Genomic DNA, 22,074 nt, shown 5'->3' on the forward strand with positions numbered 1-22,074 from the left:
ACTCAAACGGTCTCCGCGAGGTCGGTCATGGCGGCGCGCAGGCCGGGACCATCGATCTCGCCGCTGGCCAGTTTCATCAGGATCAGGGCCGACAGCTGGGCGCGCTCGACGAAGCTGTCGGGCCAGGCATGCTCGGCCTCGCTGTGGATGTCGCCGCCGCGCACCCCCAGGGTGTCGACATTGGGCAGGCCGGAGGCGAACAGGTTGTTGCCTTCGCAGACGCCGCCGGAGGGCTTCCAGGCGATGTCCTGGCCCAGCAGCGCGCCCGCCGCCTTCACCGCCCCGAACAGCCGCTGCTGGGCGGCATTGAACGGCTTGGCGCCGCGGGTGATGCGGCCGTGCAGATGGGCGTGCAGCCCCTCTCCGGTCGACGCGACGATCTTGTCGACCTCGCCCTCGAACCAGGCCGCGTCCTCGGCCGCCGGGAAGCGGACGTTGAAGCGGACCACGGCGACGTCGGGCACCATGTTCAGCGGCGAGCCGCCGTCGATCTTGGCGATGTTGCAGGTGACGCCGTCACGGAGGCCGTTCAGCGCGTGCAGGGCCTGGGCGATCCGCGCGGCCTCCATCACCGCGTTGCGGCCGGCGGCGAAGTCGCGACCCGCGTGGGCGGCCTTGCCGTGGACCACGATGTGGAAATTGCCCGAGCCCTTGCGGGCGCTGGCCAGGGCCCCGTCCGCCAGGGCCGGCTCGTAGGTCAGGCCCACATGCCCCAGGTGCGCGAACTGCGCCAGGATCGGGGCCGAGGCGACCGAGCCGATCTCCTCGTCCGGCGACAGCAGCACGCGATAGCCGACGTTGTTCGCCAGCGGATGGCGCTCGAAGGCCTCCAGCGCCGCCAGCATCACCGAGATCCCGCCCTTCATGTCGGCGATCCCCGGCCCGTGCAGGGCGCCGTCCGGCCGCGTCGTGACGGTCTGGAAGCCGGAGGTCTCGGGATAGACGGTGTCGTAGTGGCCGGTCAGGACGACCTGGACCGGGGCCTCGGGCCGCACGACCACGGCGATCGCCGCCGGGTGGGCCTGCTCGCCGATCCGGCCGTCGGCTCCCACCTCGGGCGAGGCGCCCAGCGGGATGTCGGCGGGCGCGGCCGGCAGGTTTCCGAAGGCGTCGAGCAAAACTTGCCGCTGGCGCTCCAGACCGCCCAGATGCCGGCTTCCGGAGTTGATGGCGCACCAGGCCACCGCCCGATCGATGATCAGTGGTCCCTGGTCGGCCAGATGTCGCAGAACGGCGCGATCCTCGTCGTTGAGTCGCATGAAATCGTTGTCTCCCTCAGTTCAAACTAAACCAAGGGCCGCGGGCAATTCGTGCTTCCTCGCTCAAGGAAACCGGTAGCCCGCGCAACAGCCTTGCTCCGAATGGGAACCGATCCGGGTCGAGGCCAGGAGCGGAATCCGGATCTGTCACTGCATGCTTCCCGCCGCCGTTTCCGGCCTGGAGCACGGAACGGGCGGAAGCGGGCTAGTTGTAGTCCTTTCTCCAGCGGACCGAAAGCTGGGCGTCGCCCTGGCTGCCGAGCTTGGAGATCAGCGACAGGGCGCGGCGGACCCGCCATTCGACCTGGGCCGAGGACCCTTCCCGGCCGCCGCCGATGATCTCGACATAGACGTCGTCGGTCACGTACTTGCCGCCGGCCACGGTCATGCCGGTGGCGCTGTCGGCGAAGGACAGGCGGTCCAGCCCGGCCAGGTTGCGCAGGTTGCCGATCACGTCGAAGCCGCCGCCGCCCGCCAGGGCCGCCAGGGCCGAGGCCAGCTGCGCGGCCTCGATCGGGGTCAGGTTGGCGGCCGACGAACCGAACAGCACCTGCGACAGCACCTCGTCCTGCGGCAGTTCCGGCTTGGAGGTCAGCGTGATCTCCGGCTTGGCGGCGGTGCCCTGCACCTTGACCACGGCGGTCAGGCTCGGATCCTCGCGCACCGCGGTCAGGTCCAGCCGGATGCGGTCCAGCTGGGTGGCCAGGCGCACCGTGCCGGTCTCCTCGAACTCGAAGCGCTTGCCGGCGAAGTCGTATTCGCCGCGCACCATCCGGGCCTCGCCGTCGAGGATCGGGCTGTTGGTCGAGCCGCCGACGTGGGCGTCGAGCGACAGCTCCACGTCCAGGCCCCGCCCGCGCACGAAGATCCGGCGGGGGGCCTTCAGAGTGACGTCGAGCAGCATGCCGCTGCCGGGTGCGACCTTGCGGACCTCGATGCCCTGATCCATCTCGTCCGGGCGATTGCGCTCGATCACGTCCAGCGAGACCACGCCCGCCGGGGTCTTGGTCTGGGCCGAGACGTCGGCGCGGTCGATCGTCAGGGCGCCGACCATCTTGACCTTGCCGTCGGCCCCGCGATTGACCGTGGTCTGGCCGCTGGCCGTGGCCGTGGCCAGTTCGTTGTCGATGACGCGGAAGCCCTTCAGGTCCAGCTTGAAGCTGCCGAGCCCTTCGCGCGCCAGGCTGATCCGGCCCGAGCCCGACATCGTCCCGCCCTGCCCGTCGCCGGCCGACACCTGGCTGACGTCGATGGCGTTGTCGGCCAGGGCCACGCGGACGATGACGTCGCGCAGGCTGAGGCCGGTCTGGCCGTCGTCGACCCGGCCGCCCTCCAGGCTGGCGCGGCCGGTCAGCCGCGGATCGGCCAGGGTGCCGGCCAGTTCGCCCTCGGCGTCGATCTTGCCCGACACGCTGCGCTCGGAGCTGCCCAGCAGGTCCCAAAGCGGCTTGATCTCGCCCTGGGCCGTGAACTGGCCGCGGACCGGACGCTGGCGATTGATCGCCAGGTGGAACGGCTTGGCCGAGGCTTCGGTCGGCAGGGTCACCTCGGCCCTGGCCTGCAGGCCCTGGCTGTTGGAGCTGCTGGCGTTGATGGTCATCTGGTTGTCGCGCAGCACGCCGCGGATCTCGGCGTTCAGCGAACGGTCGGCGCGAGAGCCGCGCTCGCGGGCCCCGATCAGGTTGGCGTCGAACTCGCCGGTCAGGGTCGGGCCCGAACCGGTGAGCGTCACGTGGGCGTCGACCTTGCCGGCCATGTCGGGATTGAGCGCCGTCAGGCTCACCCCAGTCAATTGCGCGCGAAGCGTGGCCAGGTCGCCGCCGACGTCGGCGTCCAGATCGGCCGCGCCATCGCCGACCGACAGCCGCAGACGGGCGTTGGTGCGCGGGCCGCCGAACCGGATCTGGGCGGTCTCGCGGGTCTTGATCTCGGTGCGCGCCATGGCTCCGGCGGCGTCCAGCGCCAGCAGGTATTCCTCGCCGGCCTGGGTCAGCACGCCCGAGCCGTTCAGCTTCCAGCGACCGGACGGAGCCTCGCCCCGCGCGTCGATGGTCAGCGGCAGGCGGGCCGTCGGACCGGCGGCCTTGATCGCCGCGTGCCGGACCTTCCAGGCCCCGCCCACGACGTCGTCGGCGACCAGGTCGAGCTGCGCCGTGGGACCGGCCGCGCCATCGGCGATCTTGGCCGTGCCGCTGATCCGGCCCTGGGCCAGGAAGGCGCCGGGGCCGATCGCCACCGTCAGGTCCGCCGTGGCCGGGCGGCCGCTGCGCAGGGAAACCGCGCCCTTGGCCTTGGCCCCGCCGGCGTCGACGTCCAGGTCGGAAAGCTCGAGCCCGCCCGTCGCGAAGTTGAAGGCCGTGCGGGCCTTGGCCGGACCGTACTGGCTGCCGGCCTCGATAGAGGCCGTGCCGTCGCCGCCGTCCGGACGCTTGGCGAAGGACAGCACCACATGGGCGTCCTTCAGCGGCAGGCGCGGCACGTCGATGGAGTCGAAATCCGCGATCAGGTCGGCCTTCGGCGCCGCCAGGGTTCCGGTGACGGCGCCCGTGCCCTTGGCCTTGCCGGCGACCTCGATCGGACCGGCGACGAACGGCCCCGTGGCGGTCCAATCCAGCTTGAACGCCATGGCCGTGCCCGGACCGAACACGCCGGAGGTCCGCACCGAGGCGGCCGCGCCATCCAGCTTGGCGTCGGCGACCGACAGCCGCTCGTTGGCCCACGACGCCCGCGCATTGAGCCGCGGGGTCTTGCCCAGCAGGCGATCCAGCTCCGCCAGACCCGTCGCGAAATTGCCGCCGCGCGCGTCGACGGTCAGCATCCAAGGCTTGTTCGCGCCCTGGCTGGCAGACCATTTCGCCGTGGCCTGTCCGGCCATGCCCACCCGGATGGGAGCCAGGGAGGCGACCCTGGCGTCCCCCTTGAAGGACAGGCCGCCCAGCACCCCGCGTTCGCCCTGGGCGACGACGGTCAGGTTCGGGGCCTGGACCTTGGCCGAGCGGATCAGGAAGCGGCCGTCCTTCAACCGCGTCCCCTCGAACTGGGCCGAGGGCGAGCGGCCGAGGACCGCCAGCAGCCCCTGCCCGCCGCCGCCCTCGGTCGTGGCGTCGGCCTTGATGCTCAGCTCGCCGCGCTTCCAGCCGACGCTGGCCGGGCCCTTGGCCCGCGCCAGGCGATAGCCCAGCCAGGAAAGGTCACGGACGTCGACCCGGCCATCGACCAGGAAGCCGTCGCCGGTCAGGTGGAAGACCCCGTCCGCGGCGCCGGCCCCCATGGTCGGCAGCGGCGTGACGCGGGACAGATTGCCGATCTTCGCGGAGAAGGTCAGGCCGGCGGGCGCGGTGATCCGCTTGCCCAGGTCGGCCAGGCCATGGGCGGTCAGGTCGAGATTCTGGCTGTCGATCTTCAGGTCGAGATCGTTGAACGCCCCGGCCTTACGGCCGACGATCGAGAAGCGGGCGTCGGCGCCGAACATCTTCTCCTCGCGGTCGGTCAGGGTCGAGGCCGCCAGATCGATGTGACCAGTCGCCGAGCCGCCCTGCGGCGTCCAGGCGCCGCCGGCCTTCAGCGGCGTCGCGTCTCCGGACCGCGCCAGGATCGTGAAGGCGCCCTGGCTGGTGGTGCCGTGGGCCTTGGCGTTCAGGTCGAAGGGCCGGTCGGGCGACAGGCCCAGCGCCCCGGCCACGGCCCCGCCGTTGGCCTCCTGGGCCTGGGCGTCGAGCAGCAGGGTCTTGTCGCGCCCGAGGTCGAAGACCAGCTTCAGGTGATCGCCGGCGTGCAGTCGGCTGAGCGCCCGCAGATTGCCCTTCAGCCCGCCGAATCTCTGAGATTCGTAGTCACCGCTTAGATCGAAATCGCCGGCCTGGCGGCTGAACTCGGGCCGGGTGATCAGGCGCAGGGCGACACGATCCAGGTCCACCGACAGCGGCGCGGCGCTGGACTTGCCATTGGGGGTCAGGGTCGGGCGGCGCAGCACCACGACTTGACGGGCGGAGATCGTGTCGGCGTGGAAGCGGCGGTAGAACAGCTCGGCCGGCCGCCAGTCGATGTAGAGATCTGAAGCCTCGAGCCAGACGCCCTTCTCGTCGCTGATCGTCAGGCGCCGAACGCCGAACGCGTCCCAGATGTCGCCGCTCAGCCCCTCGATCTTCAGGCGGCCCATGCGGCCCAGCTTCAGGCCGCTGGTGCGGGCCTCCAGGAAGGCGCGACCCTGCGGGGTGACGGCCCCGAAGCGCACGCCGCCCAGCAGCACGGCGACCAGCACCACCAGGCTCACCGAAATGATGATGATCAAGCCCGGCCAGCCGATCTTGCGCGCGACCTTGGTCGCCGTCTCGGCGACGACTTCCGGGATGTCTTCGGGCGGCGGCCCGCCAGATGGTTTTTCGGCGTCGGTCAAAAGGCCTGCCCGATGCTGATATAGACCTGGAATGACGGATCGCCCTCGCGCTTGCTGATCGGCATGGCGATGTCGGCCCGGATCGGTCCGAAGCCCAGGTCGTAGCGCACGCCGACCCCGACGCCCACGCCGAAATCATCGCCGTTGGGCCACTTGTCGACGCCCACGCCGCCGGCGTCGATGAAGGCCACCCCGCCCCATCGGTCGGTGAACTTGTGACGCAGCTCCAGCGAGCTCTCCAGCAGCGACAGGCCGCCCTGCGGCGTGGTGGTGTTGTCGATGCGCGGACCGATGGCCTGATAGGAATAGCCCCGCACAGAGCCGCCGCCGCCGGCGTAGAAGCGGTTGGAGGCCGGCACCTCGGGCATGGTGCCGCCCAGGATCTGACCGGCCTTGAACCGGCCCGCCAGCACGGTGCGCCTGCCTTCGCCGAACGGCAGATAGGCCGTGGTCTGCGCCTGGACCTTCAGGAAAGCCATGGTCAGGTCGCCGGTGATGGCGGTGGGTTCGGCCCGCGCGTCCAGCCGCCAACCCTTGGTCGGGTCCAGGATGTTGTCGGACTTGTCCCAGGCTTGCGCGCCCAGCAGGGTGAAGGTGGCGAAGTTCTGCTCGACGTCGGTGGTGACGCCGTTGACCGTGGTGGGCGAGTCGACCTGCGTCAGGTCCAGCGAGACGCCGTAGGTGCGATAGACGGTCGTTTGCAGCTTTCGGGTCAGGTCCGCGCCGATATGGGCGCCGGTTTCCACATAGGCGTCGGTGTCTTCGCGAAAGACGGCGGTGTTGAGCTTCAGGGTTTGCTGGCTGCGTCGCCAATGCGGCAGGGCCAGTTCGGCTTCAAGACGGCTGTCCAGCCTGGATAGTCGCGCCGTCAGGGTCGTGGTGTCGGCCCGATGGAAACGATTGTAGTGGATCCACTTTGCGTCCGCGCCCGGCCCGTCGATGCTCGAATAGTTCGCGGCCAGCTCCACCGTCCTGGCCTTGCGGTCGGACAGGGTCACGACCACGGGGCGCAAGCCGTCGGGCAGCGCCTTCTCCTTGGGGGCCAGCGAGACCGACACCGTGTCGTAGACGCCGGTGTCGCGCAGCCGGCGCTCCAGTTCGGCGATGTCGTCAGGCTCGTAGATGTCGCCCGAGCTCCACGGCGCCAGATGCTTGATCCAGGCGGGGTTCGATCGCCCCTGCGTCACAACCTGGATCCCGTCGACATGGGTCAGCTCGCCCGCCGCGATGTGGAAAGTGGGGCGCACGGTGTGGTCGGCGTGGTCGACGACCACCTCGCGCGGCTCGGCCGCGGCGTCGGCATAGCCCAGCTGCTGCACCTGGGAGACGACTCGCCCCTCGGCCGCCAGCACGTCGACGGCGCGGCCCGGGGCGCCCGGCACCAGGCGGATGACGCTTTCGGCCCGCTTGACGACGCCTTCGTCCGGCTCGGCCCCGCTCCAGGCCAGCTTGGGGTCGGCGATCACGAAGACCGGACCGGGGTTGATCTTGAGAATCGCGCGCGGCGGATCGGCTTCGGAGACGTCCGGCTCGACGACATAGGCGTAGTAGCCTTCCGAGCGCAGCACGGCGACGGCGTCGTCGCCGGCGTCCCGGGCCCGGCGTCGGGCCTCCGAACGGCTGCGGGGCGGCGCCTTGGCTTCGATCATGGCGCGCTGGATCGCTTCGCGCAGCGCCTTGTCCTCGACGCCGGTGATGCTGGCCGCGGGCTCGGCCGCATTGGCGTGGCCCGCGGCCAACAGGGCCGCGGTGGTCACACCAAGGGCAAATCTCTTACGCACCAAGCCTTCCAAGTCCCCGCGCGGAGCGCCCCCGAACCCCTGTAGTCGCCCCCCCGCCGACTGTCACGCGGTGAAATGTACTAGAACAGTTCCGGGCCATGACCCCACGCGCACCAGAAGGGCGCCCAAAACTTAGGCAGCCCCCCGCATCCCGTCATCGCGACACGAAAAGCACCGCTTCTGGCCTTCGCGCGTTCTAGGCTGGATCGGGACGCGCCCCCTCAATGCGGCGCGCAGGGTGGACAAAGTGGACACGGGCGTGGCGGCGAAAATCCAGGACATCGACGATACTCCCACCTTGCCTATGACGGGGGCCGCGTACCTGCCCGGCGTCGCGTATGACGAGATGATCGCCCAGGGCGGCGACGTGCGCGCCCACTATGCGGCGCTGCAGACCCGAATCTCCTCGCTGGGCGCCAGCGAACTGGCGGACAGGCAGCGGATGCTCGAGCGTTCGTTCCTGCTGCAGGGCATCACCTTCACCGTCTACGGCGCCGACAGCGCCACCGAGCGGATCATCCCGACCGACCTGTTCCCCCGCATCCTGCCGGCCCAGGAATGGGCCAAGATCGAGGCCGGCCTGACCCAGCGCCTGCAGGCGTTGAACATGTTCCTGGCCGACATCTACGGCGAGCAGCAGATCCTGATGGACGGGGTGGTGCCGCGCGAGCTGGTGCTGGGCGCGCCCTCGTACCGCCGCGAGATGCAGAACCTCTACGTGCCGCACAAGGCCTACGCCAATGTCTGCGGCAGCGACCTGATCCGCGGCCAGGACGGCGAGTTCGCCGTGCTGGAGGACAATCTGCGGGTGCCGTCCGGCGTGTCCTACATGCTGGCCAACCGCGACGCCTCCAAGCGGACCTTCCCAGGGGCCTATCGCGAAGCCGGCGTGCGGCCGGTCGAGCGCTATCCCGATCTGCTGCTGGCCACGCTGAAGAGCATGAGCGCCGACTGGCGGCCGAACCCGCAGGTCGTGGTGCTGACCCCCGGCGTCTACAATTCGGCCTATTACGAGCACGCCTATCTGGCGCGGCTGATGGGCGTGCCGCTGGTCGAGGGCCGCGACCTCGTGGTCCATGACAACATGGTCTACATGCGCACCACCACGGGCCTGCGCCGCGTCGACGTGATCTACCGCCGGGTGGACGACGACTTCATCGACCCTCTCACCTTCCGCCGCGATTCGTCGCTGGGCGCGGCCGGGCTGTTCAACGCCTATCGGGCCGGCAACGTGGTGATGTGCAACGCGCCGGGCACCGGCGTCGCCGACGACAAGGCCGTCTACGCCTTCGTGCCCGACATCATCCGCTACTATCTCGGCGAGGACCCGATCCTGCCCAACATCGAGACCTTCCTGTGCCGCGAGCCGGCCCAGTTGAGCCACGTGCTCGACAACCTCGACAAGCTGGTGGTCAAGGCCGTCGGCGCCTCGGGCGGCTACGGCATGCTGGTGGGGCCTCACGCCTCGGCCAAGGAGCGGTCCGAGTTCGCCGACGCCCTGAAGGCCGATCCGGCCAACTACATCGCCCAACCGACGATCCAGCTGTCGACCGCGCCCTGCCTGGTCGACGGCCGCATCGAGCCGCGCCACGTCGACCTGCGGCCCTTCATCCTGTCGGGCGAGAAGACGGTCGTCACGCCCGGCGCCCTGACCCGCGTGGCCCTGAAGCGCGGCTCGCTGGTGGTCAATTCGAGCCAGGGCGGCGGCAGCAAGGACACCTGGGTGCTGGCCGAGGAGAACGGCCACAACGGCAATGGCCACGAAAAGGGAGTCGGCCAATGATGCTCGCCCGCGTGGCTGACAGCCTCTACTGGCTGGGCCGCTACATCGAACGCGCCGAGCACCTGTCGCGGCTGTCGACGGTGATGCTGAACGCCACCCTCGACCAGACCGACACCGGGGCCGAGGCCGTGCGCATCGCCCTGTCGGCGGTCGGCGAGACCGAGCTCAGCGCCGGCGCCTTCGAGGCGGCCAGGGGTTTGGTGCTTGATCGCTCCGATCCCAACTCGGTCGTCTCGTCGCTGTCGCGGGCCCGGGAGAACGCCCGCCAGGTTCGCGACCAGATCACGACCGAGACCTGGGAGCGGTTGAACCTGCTGTACCTGAAGGTCACCGACCGCAACGCCGGCCGCGAGTTCGCCGACAATTCGGTGACGTTCCTGCACGACATCATCGCCGACGTGCACCTGTTCAAGGGCGCGGCCGACACCACCATGAGCCACGGCGAGAGCTGGCGGTTCATGATGGTGGGCATGTATCTGGAACGCGCCCAGCTGATCGCCAGCCTGCTGGAGGCCTGCTTCGCCGAGGACAGTCCCAAGGTCAACGACCACCTGGCCCTGGTCAGCCTGCTGCGGATGGGCTGCGCGCTGGAGCCCTACCTGCGGGTCTACACCGCCGAGATCGAGCCGCGGCACATCCTGGAGTTCATGGTCTTCGACGAGGACTTCCCGCGCTCGATCCGCTTCGCCACCAGCCAGATCGAGAAGCACCTCAGCGAGCTGGCCCGCCACGTCGAGGCCACCGGCCGCGCGGCGCCGGAACGGCTGGCCGGCCGGCTGAAGGCCCGGCTGGAGTTCGCCGACGTCGGCGAGCTGGAAAGCCAGGGCGCTGGCGAACTGCTGACCACCGTGGCCAACGAATGCGCCCGCATCCACCTGGCGATCTACGAGACTTTCGTCGCCTATCCCCTGGAAATGCGCCTCCCCGCCTAGGGACGACGCTTAGGAATACCGCCCGTGTTGCTCGAGATTCGCCACGTCACCCAGTACCATTACGAGCGGCCCGTCCGCGAAAGCCTGATGGAGCTGTGGATGCAGCCCCAGAAGGGCGCGCGCCAGCGGCTGGTCAGCTTCGAACTGGACATCGAGCCGGCCGCCCAGGTGTTCTCCTACGCCGACAGCTTCGGCAACGCCGTCTACCATTTCGACGTGCCCCAGCCGCACGACGGCCTGACCATCATCGCCCGCTCGGCCGTCGAGACCGAGCCAGTGCACGAATGGCCCCAGCCGCTGGACATGGGCGAGTGGGAGCGGCTGAAGAGCGCCTTCGTGAAGGGCGAATGCTTCGACTACCTTCAGCCACACGGCTTCGTCCAGGTGACGCCCGCCCTGGAGACCTTCATCACCGAGCACGACATCGACGCCCTGCGCCGCCGCGATCCGTACTCGGCGGTCCAGGCCCTGTGCGACACGATCTACAAGGCGTTCGAGTACCAGCCGGGTGTCACCGACGCCGACAGCCCGATCGACCTGGCGCTGAGCGCCGGCCGCGGGGTCTGCCAGGACTTCGCCCACATCATGCTGGCGGTCTGCCGGGCGTGGGGCATCCCGGCGCGCTACGTCTCAGGCTATCTGTTCACCGACCGCGAGGCCGGCGATCGCTCCGACCCCGACGCCACCCACGCCTGGGTCGAGGTGTTCCTGCCCAGCTACCGCTGGGTAGGCTTCGATCCGACCAACAACGTCATGACCGGCGAGCGTCACGTGGCCGTCGCCGTGGGCCGGGACTACAGCGACGTCACCCCGTCGCGCGGCGTCTACAAGGGCGACTCCGAGAGCCACCTGGCCGTCGGCGTCTCGGTGCGACGGGCCCGAGCGGCGGTGGCCGAGCCGGAATTCCTGCGCCTGCCCCGCCCCTCGGCGCCGTTCGGTTCGGCCAACCGCCGCCGGGCCAGCGCCGACGCCATCCGCGAACAGCAGCAGCGCCAGCAGCAGCAGTAGACCTCCCGCCGCGACGCACCCTAGGTTAGCGCTAACAAAGCGACAACCTGGGGAGGGCGCGGATGTCAGAAGAACCGAACGGGGCGTCGCCGCGCCTGGCCATCGTGGACGCCTTGCGGGGCTACGCCCTGATGGGCCTGTTCCTGGTCCACATGCTGGAATATTTCGAGCTCTACTGGTCCGATCCGGTCCGGAACCCGGTGACCACGGCGGTCTTCACCCTGTTCATGGGCAAGACCTTCTCGCTGCTGGCGCTGTGCTTCGGCTTCAGCTTCTTCGTGATGATGGACGGCGCCGCGCGGCGGGGTCAGCCGTTCGCGGGCCGGTTCGCCTGGCGCCTGACCCTGCTGGCGGTGATCGGCGTGCTGCACGGCCTGGTCTATCGAGGCGACATCATCATCGTGCTGGCCCTGGCCGGCTTCGTCCTGATCCCGTTCGACAAGGTCCGGTCCAACCGCGTCCTGCTGACCGTGGCCACGTTCTGCTTCCTGCAGCCCTACATCCTGCTGTGGATCGCGGCGGGCGGCCTCGGCGCGCCTTGGGCCCTGGCCAAGCCGCACTTCTTCTCCGACCCCGCCATGGCGGTCTATCTGGCCGGCGACATCGGCCAGGTGTTCCGGGCCAACCTCTGGGACGGCCAGGTCAACAAGTGGTGGTTCTTCATCGAGACCGGCCGCTGTGTGCAGGTGCTGGGCCTGTTCCTGATCGGACTGGTGCTGGGCCGGATCGGCTTCTTCGCCGATCCCGGACGCTTCCGTGGGGGTCGGACGATCGCCCTGGTCGCGGTCGTGCTGTTCGCCGCCCTCTGCCACGTGCTGAAGACCCGGACGACCGGCCATGACAGCGGCCCGGCGTTCTGGACCAACATGCTGGCGGGCGGCTGGTTCGACCTGTCGTGCATGGCCGCGTCGGTGCTGATCTTCGTCCAGCTCTGGCGGATCGGCGGCGAGCGGGTGCTGAGCGCCCTGGTCCCGGTGGGGCGGATGACGCTGAGCCTCTATGTCGGCCAGTCGCTGGTCTTCATCCCGCTGTTCTATCCGCTAGGCCTGGGCCTCTACGCGCGGATGACCCCTGCCCTCGCCCTCTCGATCGGCCTCGTCGCGGTGGCGGCGCAGCTGCTGCTGGCCGCGGCCTGGTTCAAGGCCTTCCACTACGGCCCGCTGGAGTGGCTGTGGCGGTGCGGAACGCGGCTGTCGTTCGACATCCCGTTCCGGCGCAGGCCGGCCTAGCTAGAGCGGATAGACGTGGCTCTTGCGGGCCGCGATCTTGATCGTCCCGGCGAACCTGGCGGCCTCGGCGCGCGAGGCGCTGATCTCGATATGGCGGCCGTCGGCGCTGGTGGCCGACACGGCGGTCAGGGCGCCCTGCACATGGGCTCGGGCGACCTTGACCTCGAAACCGCCGTCGTCCAGCGCGAAGTCGTGCGGCCGCACGAAGCCAACGGCCGGGCCGTCGGCGACGCCGTTGGCCGAGAACGACACCGCGCCCGAGGTGAAGCGCCCGCCCGAGACCGTGCCCTCGAAACGGTTGGCCTCGCCGACGAAGCCGCAGACAAACGGCGTGGCGGGATTGTCGTGCACCTCGTCCGGCGTGCCGATCTGCTCGATGCGGCCGGCGTTGAGGATGGCCACGCGGTCGGCGAGGCCCAGGGCCTCTTCCTGGTCGTGGGTGACGAAGATGGTGGTGACGCCGGTGGCGTCGTGCACGCGGCGCAGCTCCTTGCGCAGCGACTTGCGGACGGTGGCGTCCAGGGCGCCGAACGGCTCGTCCAGCAGCAGCACGCTGGGCTGCACGGCGAGAGCCCGCGACAGGGCCACGCGCTGGCGCTGGCCGCCCGACAGCTGCGAGGGGTAGCGCTTGCCCAGGCCGTCCAGCTCGACCAGCTTCAGCAGTTCCTCGACCCGACGGGCGATCTCGGCCTTCGGCGGCTTGTCGGCGCCTTTGCGGACGTCCAGGCCGAACGCGATGTTGCGGGCCACGGTCATGTGCTTGAACAGCGCGTATTGCTGGAACACGAAGCCGACGCGGCGCGCGGCGGCCGAGGCGAAGGTCACGTCCTCGCCCTCGAACAGCACTTGGCCGGCGTCGGGGAACTCCAGGCCGGCGATCGTGCGCAGCAGCGTCGTCTTGCCCGAGCCCGACGGACCCAGCAGCGCCACGAGCTCGCCGTCGGCGATCTCCAGATCGACGTGGTTCAGGGCCGGATAGCGCCCGAACTTCTTTTCGACGGAACGGATGGAGATGGTCATGGGGTTCGTTCGTTCCGAATCTAGTGTCCGCCGCCGCGCTTGACGTCGGGTTGGGCGATCTCGAGCACGCTCTTGAGCACCAGGGTCACGATCGCCAGCAGGCAGAGCAAGGCGGCGACGGCGAAGGCGGCGACGAAGTCGTATTCGTTGTACAGAATCTCGACGTGCAGCGGCATGGTGTTGGTCAGGCCGCGGATGTGGCCGCTCACCACCGAGACGGCGCCGAACTCGCCCATGGCCCGGGCGTTGCACAGCAGCACGCCGTACAGCAGGCCCCAGCGCACGTTGGGCGCGGTCACCCGCCAGAAGGTGTAGAGGCCCGAGGCCCCCATCGAGACGGCCGCCTCCTCCTCCGACACGCCCTGCTCCTGCATCAGCGGGATCAGCTCGCGGGCGATGAACGGGAAGGTCACGAAGATCGTCGCCAGCACGATGCCGGGAATGGCGAAGATGATCTTGATGTCGTGGTCGATCAGGCGCTCGCCGAACCAGCCCTGCAGGCCGAAGACCAGCACGTAGATCAGGCCCGCGACGACCGGCGAGACCGAGAACGGCAGGTCGATCAGGGTGATCAGCAGCGGCTTGCCGGGAAACTCATGCTTGGCGATCGCCCAGGCGGCGCACAGGCCGAACAGGGCGTTGAACGGCACGGTGATCCCGGCGGTGATCAGGGTCAGCTTGATCGCGGCCCAGGCGTCAGGCGTCGTGATCGCGTCGAGCGCGGGCTGCAGGCCCTTGCGCAGGGCCTCGGCGAACACCGCCGCCAGGGGCAGGATCAGCACCAGGCCCAGGAAGGTCAGGACCAGGCCGATGATCACGACCTTGGCCCACAAAGGATCGTCGGTCGGGTGGCGGAATTGCGCCTTGGTCGGAGCGGCCATCAGACGAACCTCCGCGACCAGGCCTGGATGGCGTTGATGACCAGCAGCATCAGGAACGAGACGCCCAGCATGACCAGGGCGATGGCCGCGGCGTTGGCGTATTCGAACTGCTCCAGCTGGATGATGATCAGCAGCGGCGCGATCTCGGACTTGTAGGGCATGTTGCCGGCGATGAAGATCACCGAGCCGTACTCGCCGACGCCCCGGGCGAAGGCCAGGGCGAAGCCGGTCAGCCACGCGGGGCCCAGGGCCGGCAGGATGATCCGGGCGATGGTGGCGATCCGGTCCGCGCCGAGGCTGGCCGCGGCTTCCTCGACGTCGGCCGACAGGTCACGCATCACCGGCTCCAGGGTGCGGACCACGAACGGCAGGCCGATGAAGATCAGGGCGATGGTGACGCCGATCGGGTTGTAGGCGGCCTTGATCCCCAGCGGCGTCAGGTACTGCCCGACCCAGCCATTGGGCGCGTAGAGGGTGGCCAGGGCGATGCCGGCCACGGCCGTCGGCAGGGCGAACGGCAGGTCGACCAGGGCGTTGACGATGGCCTTGCCCGGAAACTCGTAGCGGACCAGCGCCCAGGTGGTCAGCACGCCGAACACCCCGTTGATCACCGCCGCCACGAAGGCCGCGCCGAATGTCAGGCGGTAGGCCGCCATGGCGCGTTCGGAAAAGGCCGCGGCGACGAACTGGGCCGGCGACAGATCCGAAGCCTTGATCGCCACGGCCGACAGCGGGATCAGCACGATCAGCGACAGGATCGTCAGGGTCACGCCCAGGGTCAGGCCGAAGCCCGGGATCGCCGAGCGGCGACGGAATAGCGGGCGTCGTGGGGCGCGTGTCGGAGCGGGTGCGGGAATCGTCTCGGCGGTCATCGGGTGATCGTCGTCCAGCATCCGCGTCGGGCCCCGCAACGGAGCCATGAAAACAAGAACGCGCCAAGCCGCGAATTGGGCGAAGGGCGTGGTGAAGCTGGTGCGGCTTAAATCCCTACACGGCCGGTCGGGTCAATTGAGTTCGTCGAGGGGGGCGGCCAGAAAAACTGTGATGGCCAAAGCCGTGCGGCGATCACTTGCCCCCTACGGACCGCTTCGCGGTCGTCTTCCCCCACGGGGGGAAGAGGAACCGCCGCCGGCGCGTGCGCACGTCCTCCGCCCCCTATGGGGGCGGACAGACCGCGCAGCGGGTGTGATCTCACGCCTCAGCTGTGAGCTTGATGGGAAGGGTGCGAAGCGCCCGGGCCTCGCCCGGATGAGCTTTGATATGAATACCGTTTCGACGAAGTCAGACGCTTCGCGCGGCCGTTATCCGGAAGCCTTCGGATCGCGGATTCTTAACCCGCTCCGATGGAGGCCCCCGACGGGCAGGACGTTGGCGCGTCCTGGACCGCATGAGCGATTTCAGCCCATGCCTGCCACGTCCGCCGATCCCTCGCCGCCTGGGTTTCGTCCTGTGTTGCAAGGAACCTGCCCAGGACCGTCGCGAAGGCCGCCATTCAAGGCAACCGACAAACGCTTCCCACTCGACCACCCCCGAAAGCCGCATCGGTCGCCGTACGTGCGCCCTCCCCGTGCCTTCAGGTGCAAGCATTATCCGCCAGCCTGGAAGCTCAAGGATCGGAAACGTGCGTTTTCCTACAGGCCACTGATTTTATTGAGCTTAATTTCCAAGACAGCGGGGATAGAAGCTCCACCGATGGACACCCCGTTCACCGCATGGTCGAACAGGGCCAGTAGCTTTGGGGGAACTTCAGACATGACCGACACGACCACGGGTTCGCGCCGCTTCGAGATGGGCCGGGTGATTTCCGGGACCTTCGAGGTCATCGGCCGCAACTTCGTTCCTTTCACCCTGCTGGCCCTGCTGCTGGGCGGCCTGCCCAACCTGCTGGTGGGCCTGGTCCAGATGCGCTTCCTCGCCGGACAGACGACGTTCGAGCCCCGGGTGGTCGGCGGATCGGTCGTGGGCGGCCTGATCATGCTGGTCGCCGCCTTCGTCCTGCAGGCCGCGATCGTCCACGCCACGGTGACCGACCTGAACGGCCGGCGCGTCGCGCTCGGCGACAGCCTGAAGGTCGGCCTTCGCAACTGCCTGCCGCTGATCGGCCTGGCCATCCTGATGGCCCTGGGATTCGCGGTCGGTTTCGTGCTGCTGATCGTCCCGGGCTTCATCCTGATGGTCATGTGGTCGGTGGCGGTTCCGTCCAAGGTGGTCGAGAAGATCGGCGTCTTCGACGCGCTGCGGCGCAGCGGCGACCTGACCCGCGGCCGCCGCTGGCCGATCTTCGGCCTGTTCGTGCTCTATGCGATCGCCAACTGGATGCTCAGCGCGCTGGTCGTGGTCGCCGCCGGGCCGTTCACGCCTCTGGCGGCCCCAACGACGGACACGACCAGCGTCCTCGTCAGCACAAACTCGCTCATCCACGTGGTCGCCTCGGCCGTCATCGCCACGGTGGGCGCGCTGGTCAGCACCGCCGGCGGCGCGGTGCTCTATTCCGAGCTGCGCGGCTCGCGCGAAGGCGTCGGTCCGGAAGCCCTGGCCTCGGTGTTCGACTGATCATGGCCATCGACGCAACCCAACCCCGCTTCAATACCGGCCGCGCCGTCAAGCGCGCCACGGAACTCCTGAAGCGCGATCCCCTGAAGCTTCTCCTGTGGTCCGTCGTCTTCGCCGGCTTGCCCGACGCCGCGATGACCTATGTCAGCAACCACGCCTTCCGCGCCGATAACGCCTTCGCCTCGCCGACCGCATGGCTTCTGCTGGCCGCGACCGCATTGGCGTCGATGCTCGGCCTGGTCGCCCTCCAGGCGGTGATCGCGCGCCGCATCGCGGGCGATCATGGCGGTTCGCGCGCCTATTCCGGCGAGGCGGCCTTCGGCGGCCCGAGCGACTATCTCGCCCTGGCGACGCTGGGCGTCGTCACCAGCCTGGGGATCCTCGCCGGCTTCATCCTGCTGGTCATTCCGGGGATCATCCTGTCCCTCGCCTGGATCGTGGTGACGCCCGTCATGGTGATCGAGCGCCTGGGCGTGATGGACTCGATCCGCCGCAGCAACAGCCTGACCGGAAACGCCAAGGGCCCGATCTTCAGCCTGTGGGTCGCGACCGGCGTCATCGGAGGGGGCGCCTCCTGGCTTCTCGGCCTGATAACCAAGGCCCTGGACATCAGCGTGGTCACCCAGGTCTCCGGCCCCGCGCTGCAGGTCGTGGTCGGCCTGATCAACTCGGTCCTGGCCGTCGCGATCTATCAGGAGCTGCGCTGGAGCAAGGAAGGCGGCCCGTCGGAGCGCCTCGCCGAGGTCTTCGCCTAGCGTCCCGGCCCGGCCGCCCGCGAGGGCGGTCAGCCCTGGGCCGCGCCGCCCTCGCCCGGCGTCTTGAAGAAGCTGTTGGCCTTCTCGATCAGCCATTTTAGCGCGTTCTCGGAGGCCAGGCCGGCGAACAGGCCGAGGGAAGCCAGCGCGGGCGGCGACAGCTGGTTGATCGCCTGGGTGGCCTCCGCCGCCTGGGGCTGGATCAGGAAACTGGCGCCCGCCGAGATGACGAAGAAGACCGTGAAGCCGGCCAGCGCCCCCAGCAGCGGCCTGACGGCGAACGCCATCCAGGTCCGGTCGTACGCCGGCTGCCCCTTGGGCGCCGCCAGGACGCCCAGCTCGACGTACAGCGAATAGACCGCCGCCCCGATCGCCCCCATCAATCCGGTGAAGCTGGCGACGATCACGCCCGACGGCAGGAAGAAGGCGAACTCGAACAGCGGGATGGCGCGCTGCTTGTTGTAGCTGAGGGCGACGGCCTTCTGGTCCTCGGTCGCCACGTCGTCCGGGGCCGGATCCTCGACAGCCGCGTCGCCGCCGTCGGCGCTCGCGCCGCCGAGGGTCGGGGCCGGCTGGTCCGCGAGCTTGGCGGCCTGGGTCCCGTGATACTCGGCCTTGGCGGCGGCGAGCGCGACTTCCGCGTGGCCGTTCCTGTCCTGCAGGTCGTTGGTGGTGAACAGAGCGCTGCGATAGACCTCGTAAAGCTCCTGGGCCAGCTGGACCCGCCTGGGGAGTTCAGCCCCCTCCGGCCAGTCGCGCTCCTCATTCTCGGTGACGATGTCGTCCAGGCATTTCTCGATCGTGTCGCAGGTCGGCTGGGTGTTGTGGAGCGTGATCCACACCGAATTGATCGCCGCGGTGCTCTTCTGCTTGGCGGCGTCGACCTTCTCCTGGGATGCCCTGATCTTCTCGTCGAGCAGGGTCAGTTCGGCGCTGGCCCGGGCGATCTCGGTCTCCAGGGCGTTCAGGCGATCGGCCAGCCGACTGATCGTGAAAGGCGCCAAGCGCGAGCTCTCGCCGACCGCCACCCGCGCCGCCGACTGGGTCTCGATGACGGTGTAGAAGAAGGCGAAGATCGCTGGAACGCAGATGAACCAGACGAAGCCCAGCAACACCCGGTTGGCGATCTGAACCCAACGGAAATCCATGCCGCCCGCCCCTGACGTCGGCGCCCGATGAGGCGCTACGTCAGATTGTGTCATAAAATTCCTCTACCGCAACGTTCGCGTTGCGATCCTGTGTCGGCGCCCGTTAGCTCTTGTCGTGCTTGTCCTTGCGGCGCTTGCCCAGCAGCAGGCGCGACTCCAGGCGGCCGCGCAGGGCGGCGTAGTAGGCCGCCAGGAAGTCGCCGTCCGACTCGTGGGGCGCGGCCTGCCAGCCGATCTTCAGGCGGATGCGGGCGGCGACCAGGGCGATGGTCTTGATCTCGTAGCGGCGCAGCACGTCTTCCAGCACATGCAGCTCCTTGACCCCGTAGGCGTCGAGCTGGGCCATGGTGAACTTGAAGCGTCCGACCGACGGCCGCGAGGTCTGCACCAAGTCGGGCGCCAGCTTGCGGGCCGGCGCCTTGACCACCCAGGTCCCGGCCACCAGGTCGCCCACCCGCAGGCGGTCGCGGTTGAACAGCGGGAACAGCACGAAGACGCCGCACCACACCAGGCCCGCCAGGCTGATCCACGCCCCCACCTGGTCGCCGTTGGAGACCAGGAAGCTGAGCGGCAGGTACAGCTCGATCTCGCGCATGGCGTTGCGGGCGAAGATGGCGTCGGCGGTCAGGCGGCCGCCGTTGCGCGCCGCCACCCGCAGGCCCATGGCCCGCTTGCCCGGCGTGGCCGCTCCGGGGGTCAGCTCGAACAGCACGAAATAGAGGTTCCGCAGCACGAAGAACACCAGCAGCCCCGCCGTGCCGATCAGCTCCCAGCCCTTGCCCTTCGACCCGATCATGGCCAGCAGGGCCAACAGCGAGAAGGCGATCAGCACGCCCAGCATGATCGCCAGGTCGATCATCAGGGCGGAAGCCCGCTCGCCCGCGTCGCCCAGGCGCAGCTTCAGGTCGACGCCCTCCGGCGTGACCAGCGACCGGGCGCGGGCGTCGTCGTGAAGCGCCGGGTTCGCGATCGTCGCCGCCGCGGCCTTGGCCTTCTTCTTTCGGCCCAGCGCCATCACGCGGCGCTCCGGCGGCGAGGCAGGTACAGATAGGCCGGCCAGGCGACCAGGGTGGTCAGTCCGATGCCGTAGCGCACCAGGTCGTTCTGGATCACCTGCCGCCCGACGCCTTCCAGGATGCCCGCGCAGAACAGCATGACCACGACCCCGGCCATCAGGGTGGCCGACTGCCGGCCCGCCTGGGCCATGGCGGCCGGACGGCTGAGGTCGCCGGGGAAGGCCAGGGTCCAGCCGATCCGCAGGCCCGCGGCGCCGGCCAGGATCACGGCCGAAAGCTCGGTGACCCCGTGGATCGCCAGCCAGCCGCCGGCCTCGAAACCCAGGCCGCGCATGGCGAACGCCGCCAGGAAGGCCCCCAGCATCGCGCCGTTGTAGCCCATCAGCAGGGCCGTCGGCAGGCAGAAGGCGAAGCCCAGCGCGAAGGCGAAGAGCGCCACGCCGGAATTGTGGGTGAACAGGAAGGCGGCGAACACCGACAGGCCCTTGTGCCCGCCCGTGTCGTAGAGGGTCGCCCGCATCGACTCGACAGACGCCGTCGGGCCGCGCCCATTGGCCAGGCTGTCCGGCACGAAGGCGCTGAACCAGTCGGGGTCGTGCAGGGTCAGGAAATAGGCGGCCAGCACGCCGATCAGGGTCAGCAGGAAGCTGACCAGGGTCTCGCGCCACAGCGCCTTGGCCGCCTCGGGCCAGGCCCGGGCGAAGAAGCCGCCCACCCGCTCGACCAGGTTCGACCGCGTGCCGTAGACCAGGAAATAGGCCCGGGTGCTGAGGCTCTCCAGATAGTCGACCAGCCCCTGGTCCAGCGAGGTGGCGCGCGCCACCGACAGCGACGACAGCGCCTGGCGGTAGAGCACCGGCATGGCCAGCAGCTCCTCGTCGCTCAGCGCCTTGGCCGAGCCCTTGCCGACCTTGGTCAGCAGCCTCTCCAGACGCCGCCAGTCGTCCTCGCGCTCGGCGCGGAACCGGTAGCTCTTCAGCTGAAGTTCGGCCATCAGAGCAGGTCCCGTCGCTTGAGGTCCAGATAGCTCGCCAGCAGGGCCGGCCCGACCTGGTCGGCCGGCGCCTCGACGATCTCCACGCCCATGCGGCGCAGGCGGGTCACCACCACGTCGCGTTCGCGCAGCAGCGAAGCGGCGACCACGGCGCGCGAGACGTCGTCGGCGGTCTGCGGCGCCTTGCGCTCGATCGCCTCCAGCTCCTCGTCGCGCATCATCACGAACAGCACCAGGTGCTGGCGCAGCAGGCGGCCGACGTTCTCGAGCATCAGCTCGGCGCTGGTGGAGTCGGCGATGTCGGTGAACACCACGATCAGCGAGCGCCGCGACAGCTGGCCCGACAGCTGGGTCAGGCCCAGGGTGTAGTTGGTCTCTTCGGTCGAGTAGTCGATCTTCGAGGCCAGGCGCTGCAGCGCGCCGAAGGCGTTGGGACCGGACGTGACGCCGCTCGACACGTTGGGCCGGGCGTCGAAGCCGAACAGCCCGACCTTGTCGCCCATCTTCAGGCCCACATAGGCCAGCAGCAGGGTGGCGTTCAGCGCGTGGTCCAGGCGCGGCCGGCCCAGCAGCGACTGGCTCATCAGCCGGCCGGTGTCGATGGCCGCCACGATGTGGTGGTTGCGCTCGACGTGGAATTCCTTGGCCAGCAGCGCGCCGTGGCGGGCCGACTGCTTCCAGTCGATGGCCCGGCGGTTCATGCCGGGGCGGAAGTCGGTCAGGGCGTGGAAGTCGCTGCCGCCGCCCAGGTCCAGCTGCAGGCGATGGCCCACCGACGGGTCGCGGGAGAACAGCCGCAGGGCCTCTTCCTTGACGGCGGCGATGTCCAGGGTGACCGGGATCACCTGCTCCAGCGTGTCGTCGCGCTGCTTCCAGGTCAGGCCCAGCGGGCCACGCCAACGGGCCGAGATGCGGTGCACCCTGCCCTCCCCGCGCCGGACGGCGGTCAGGGTCAGCGGCAGGCCGGCCTGGCGCTCATGAGTGCGGGCCCGGCCATGGGCGGGCTCGGCGGTCAGGCGGTCGTCCAGGTCGACGGCGAACTCCACGCTCCACGGCGCGACGCCGCGCGGGAACGAGGCCCGCAGCAGGGCCGGCTTGGTCGCGCCGCTGGACATCGAGCCGGGCGCCGTCAGGCTGAGCTGCATCTTGCGCCGGCCGGGCGCCAGCAGGGCGTCGATGAACAGCAGGGCCGCGACCAGCGCGATCCAGGCGGGTCCCACCAGCCACAGGCGCGCGGAGACGAGCGCCGCCGCCAGGGCCAGGACCGCGCCCAGGACCATCAGGAAGATCGCTCGCGCCGTGGGATAGATCCGCACGCT

16 protein-coding genes are annotated in these 22,074 nt (G+C 69.4%); 6 read left to right on the top strand and 10 right to left on the bottom strand.

Going from position 1 to position 22,074, the window contains the following annotated elements; all coding sequences use genetic code 11:
• Window positions 1–2: 2 nt before the first annotated feature.
• The 3 genes from AC1DMQ_RS08010 to AC1DMQ_RS08020 all read right to left on the bottom strand — a co-directional run bounded on the left by AC1DMQ_RS08010 (window position 3) and on the right by AC1DMQ_RS08020 (window position 7,412).
• Window positions 3–1,259: a hydrolase gene (locus tag AC1DMQ_RS08010; protein WP_477033023.1), complete on the bottom strand. Its 1,257-nt coding sequence runs from the start codon at window positions 1,257–1,259 to the stop codon at window positions 3–5.
• Between the two features lie 205 nt (window positions 1,260–1,464).
• Window positions 1,465–5,655: a translocation/assembly module TamB domain-containing protein gene (locus AC1DMQ_RS08015; protein ID WP_477033024.1), complete on the bottom strand. Its 4,191-nt coding sequence runs from the start codon at window positions 5,653–5,655 to the stop codon at window positions 1,465–1,467.
• Window positions 5,652–7,412 carry an autotransporter assembly complex protein TamA gene (locus AC1DMQ_RS08020; RefSeq protein ID WP_477033025.1) on the bottom strand — a complete coding sequence of 587 codons (1,761 nt, stop codon included), beginning with the start codon at window positions 7,410–7,412 and terminating at the stop codon, window positions 5,652–5,654. Before AC1DMQ_RS08020 ends, AC1DMQ_RS08015 begins: the two co-directional genes overlap by 4 nt.
• 283 nt (window positions 7,413–7,695) lie before the next feature.
• On the opposite strand from AC1DMQ_RS08020, the gene AC1DMQ_RS08025 reads away from it, so the two are divergent.
• From AC1DMQ_RS08025 to AC1DMQ_RS08040, 4 genes are all read left to right on the top strand, one after another.
• Window positions 7,696–9,219, top strand: a complete 1,524-nt coding sequence (locus tag AC1DMQ_RS08025) for a circularly permuted type 2 ATP-grasp protein (RefSeq protein WP_477033026.1) — start codon at window positions 7,696–7,698, stop codon at window positions 9,217–9,219.
• Window positions 9,216–10,151, top strand: coding sequence for an alpha-E domain-containing protein (locus tag AC1DMQ_RS08030; RefSeq protein WP_477033027.1), 936 nt, complete (start codon window positions 9,216–9,218; stop codon window positions 10,149–10,151). The genes AC1DMQ_RS08025 and AC1DMQ_RS08030 overlap by 4 nt, the downstream gene beginning before the upstream one ends.
• Window positions 10,152–10,175: 24 nt before the next feature.
• Window positions 10,176–11,159: a transglutaminase family protein gene (locus tag AC1DMQ_RS08035; RefSeq protein ID WP_477033028.1), complete on the top strand. Its 984-nt coding sequence runs from the start codon at window positions 10,176–10,178 to the stop codon at window positions 11,157–11,159.
• Window positions 11,160–11,221: 62 nt separating this feature from the next.
• Window positions 11,222–12,388 carry a DUF418 domain-containing protein gene (locus AC1DMQ_RS08040; protein ID WP_477033029.1) on the top strand — a complete coding sequence of 389 codons (1,167 nt, stop codon included), beginning with the start codon at window positions 11,222–11,224 and terminating at the stop codon, window positions 12,386–12,388.
• On the opposite strand, the gene AC1DMQ_RS08045 is transcribed toward AC1DMQ_RS08040, so the two are convergent.
• The 3 genes from AC1DMQ_RS08045 to cysT are packed head-to-tail and all read right to left on the bottom strand — an operon-like array spanning window position 12,389 to window position 15,161.
• Window positions 12,389–13,408: a sulfate/molybdate ABC transporter ATP-binding protein gene (locus AC1DMQ_RS08045; RefSeq protein ID WP_477033030.1), complete on the bottom strand. Its 1,020-nt coding sequence runs from the start codon at window positions 13,406–13,408 to the stop codon at window positions 12,389–12,391.
• 20 nt (window positions 13,409–13,428) lie between these two features.
• Window positions 13,429–14,292 carry a sulfate ABC transporter permease subunit CysW gene (cysW, locus tag AC1DMQ_RS08050; RefSeq protein ID WP_477033082.1) on the bottom strand — a complete coding sequence of 288 codons (864 nt, stop codon included), beginning with the start codon at window positions 14,290–14,292 and terminating at the stop codon, window positions 13,429–13,431.
• Complete coding sequence (gene cysT, locus AC1DMQ_RS08055) at window positions 14,289–15,161, bottom strand: sulfate ABC transporter permease subunit CysT (protein ID WP_477033083.1); 873 nt, start codon at window positions 15,159–15,161, stop codon at window positions 14,289–14,291. Before cysT ends, cysW begins: the two co-directional genes overlap by 4 nt.
• Window positions 15,162–16,041: 880 nt before the next feature.
• Between cysT and AC1DMQ_RS08060 the strand changes: the two genes are divergently transcribed.
• Window positions 16,042–16,842 (top strand): DUF7847 domain-containing protein, encoded by an 801-nt coding sequence (locus tag AC1DMQ_RS08060; RefSeq protein WP_477033031.1) that lies wholly within the window; start codon window positions 16,042–16,044, stop codon window positions 16,840–16,842.
• Between the two features lie 2 nt (window positions 16,843–16,844).
• The gene (locus tag AC1DMQ_RS08065) at window positions 16,845–17,597 is read left to right on the top strand and encodes a hypothetical protein (RefSeq protein WP_477033032.1); all 753 of its coding nucleotides are present in this window, start codon (window positions 16,845–16,847) and stop codon (window positions 17,595–17,597) included.
• 29 nt (window positions 17,598–17,626) lie between these two features.
• Here the strand turns inward: AC1DMQ_RS08065 and AC1DMQ_RS08070 are convergent, their stop codons facing one another.
• From AC1DMQ_RS08070 to AC1DMQ_RS08085, 4 genes are all read right to left on the bottom strand, one after another.
• Window positions 17,627–18,745 (bottom strand): hypothetical protein, encoded by a 1,119-nt coding sequence (locus AC1DMQ_RS08070; protein WP_477033033.1) that lies wholly within the window; start codon window positions 18,743–18,745, stop codon window positions 17,627–17,629.
• 103 nt (window positions 18,746–18,848) lie between these two features.
• Window positions 18,849–19,760 (bottom strand): RDD family protein, encoded by a 912-nt coding sequence (locus tag AC1DMQ_RS08075; protein ID WP_477033034.1) that lies wholly within the window; start codon window positions 19,758–19,760, stop codon window positions 18,849–18,851.
• A complete protein-coding gene (locus AC1DMQ_RS08080; RefSeq protein ID WP_477033035.1) occupies window positions 19,760–20,755 on the bottom strand; it encodes a stage II sporulation protein M in 996 nt (331 codons plus the stop codon). Before AC1DMQ_RS08080 ends, AC1DMQ_RS08075 begins: the two co-directional genes overlap by 1 nt.
• Window positions 20,755–22,071 (bottom strand): DUF58 domain-containing protein, encoded by a 1,317-nt coding sequence (locus AC1DMQ_RS08085; RefSeq protein WP_477033036.1) that lies wholly within the window; start codon window positions 22,069–22,071, stop codon window positions 20,755–20,757. Before AC1DMQ_RS08085 ends, AC1DMQ_RS08080 begins: the two co-directional genes overlap by 1 nt.
• Window positions 22,072–22,074: the final 3 nt, after the last annotated feature.

Source organism: Caulobacter sp. 05L422, assembly GCF_056397765.1.

Bases quoted from the DNA above. Each gene is read 5' to 3' on its own strand.
- AC1DMQ_RS08070 (WP_477033033.1), bottom strand. From the start codon at position 18,745: ATGGATTTCCGTTGGGTTCAGATCGCCAACCGGGTGTTGCTGGGCTTC.
- AC1DMQ_RS08060 (WP_477033031.1), top strand. From the start codon at position 16,042: ATGACCGACACGACCACGGGTTCGCGCCGCTTCGAGATGGGCCGGGTG.
- AC1DMQ_RS08080 (WP_477033035.1), bottom strand. From the start codon at position 20,755: ATGGCCGAACTTCAGCTGAAGAGCTACCGGTTCCGCGCCGAGCGCGAG.
- AC1DMQ_RS08045 (WP_477033030.1), bottom strand. From the start codon at position 13,408: ATGACCATCTCCATCCGTTCCGTCGAAAAGAAGTTCGGGCGCTATCCG.
- cysT (WP_477033083.1), bottom strand. From the start codon at position 15,161: ATGACCGCCGAGACGATTCCCGCACCCGCTCCGACACGCGCCCCACGA.
- AC1DMQ_RS08040 (WP_477033029.1), top strand. From the start codon at position 11,222: ATGTCAGAAGAACCGAACGGGGCGTCGCCGCGCCTGGCCATCGTGGAC.
- AC1DMQ_RS08065 (WP_477033032.1), top strand. From the start codon at position 16,845: ATGGCCATCGACGCAACCCAACCCCGCTTCAATACCGGCCGCGCCGTC.
- AC1DMQ_RS08010 (WP_477033023.1), bottom strand. From the start codon at position 1,259: ATGCGACTCAACGACGAGGATCGCGCCGTTCTGCGACATCTGGCCGAC.
- AC1DMQ_RS08075 (WP_477033034.1), bottom strand. From the start codon at position 19,760: ATGGCGCTGGGCCGAAAGAAGAAGGCCAAGGCCGCGGCGGCGACGATC.
- AC1DMQ_RS08030 (WP_477033027.1), top strand. From the start codon at position 9,216: ATGATGCTCGCCCGCGTGGCTGACAGCCTCTACTGGCTGGGCCGCTAC.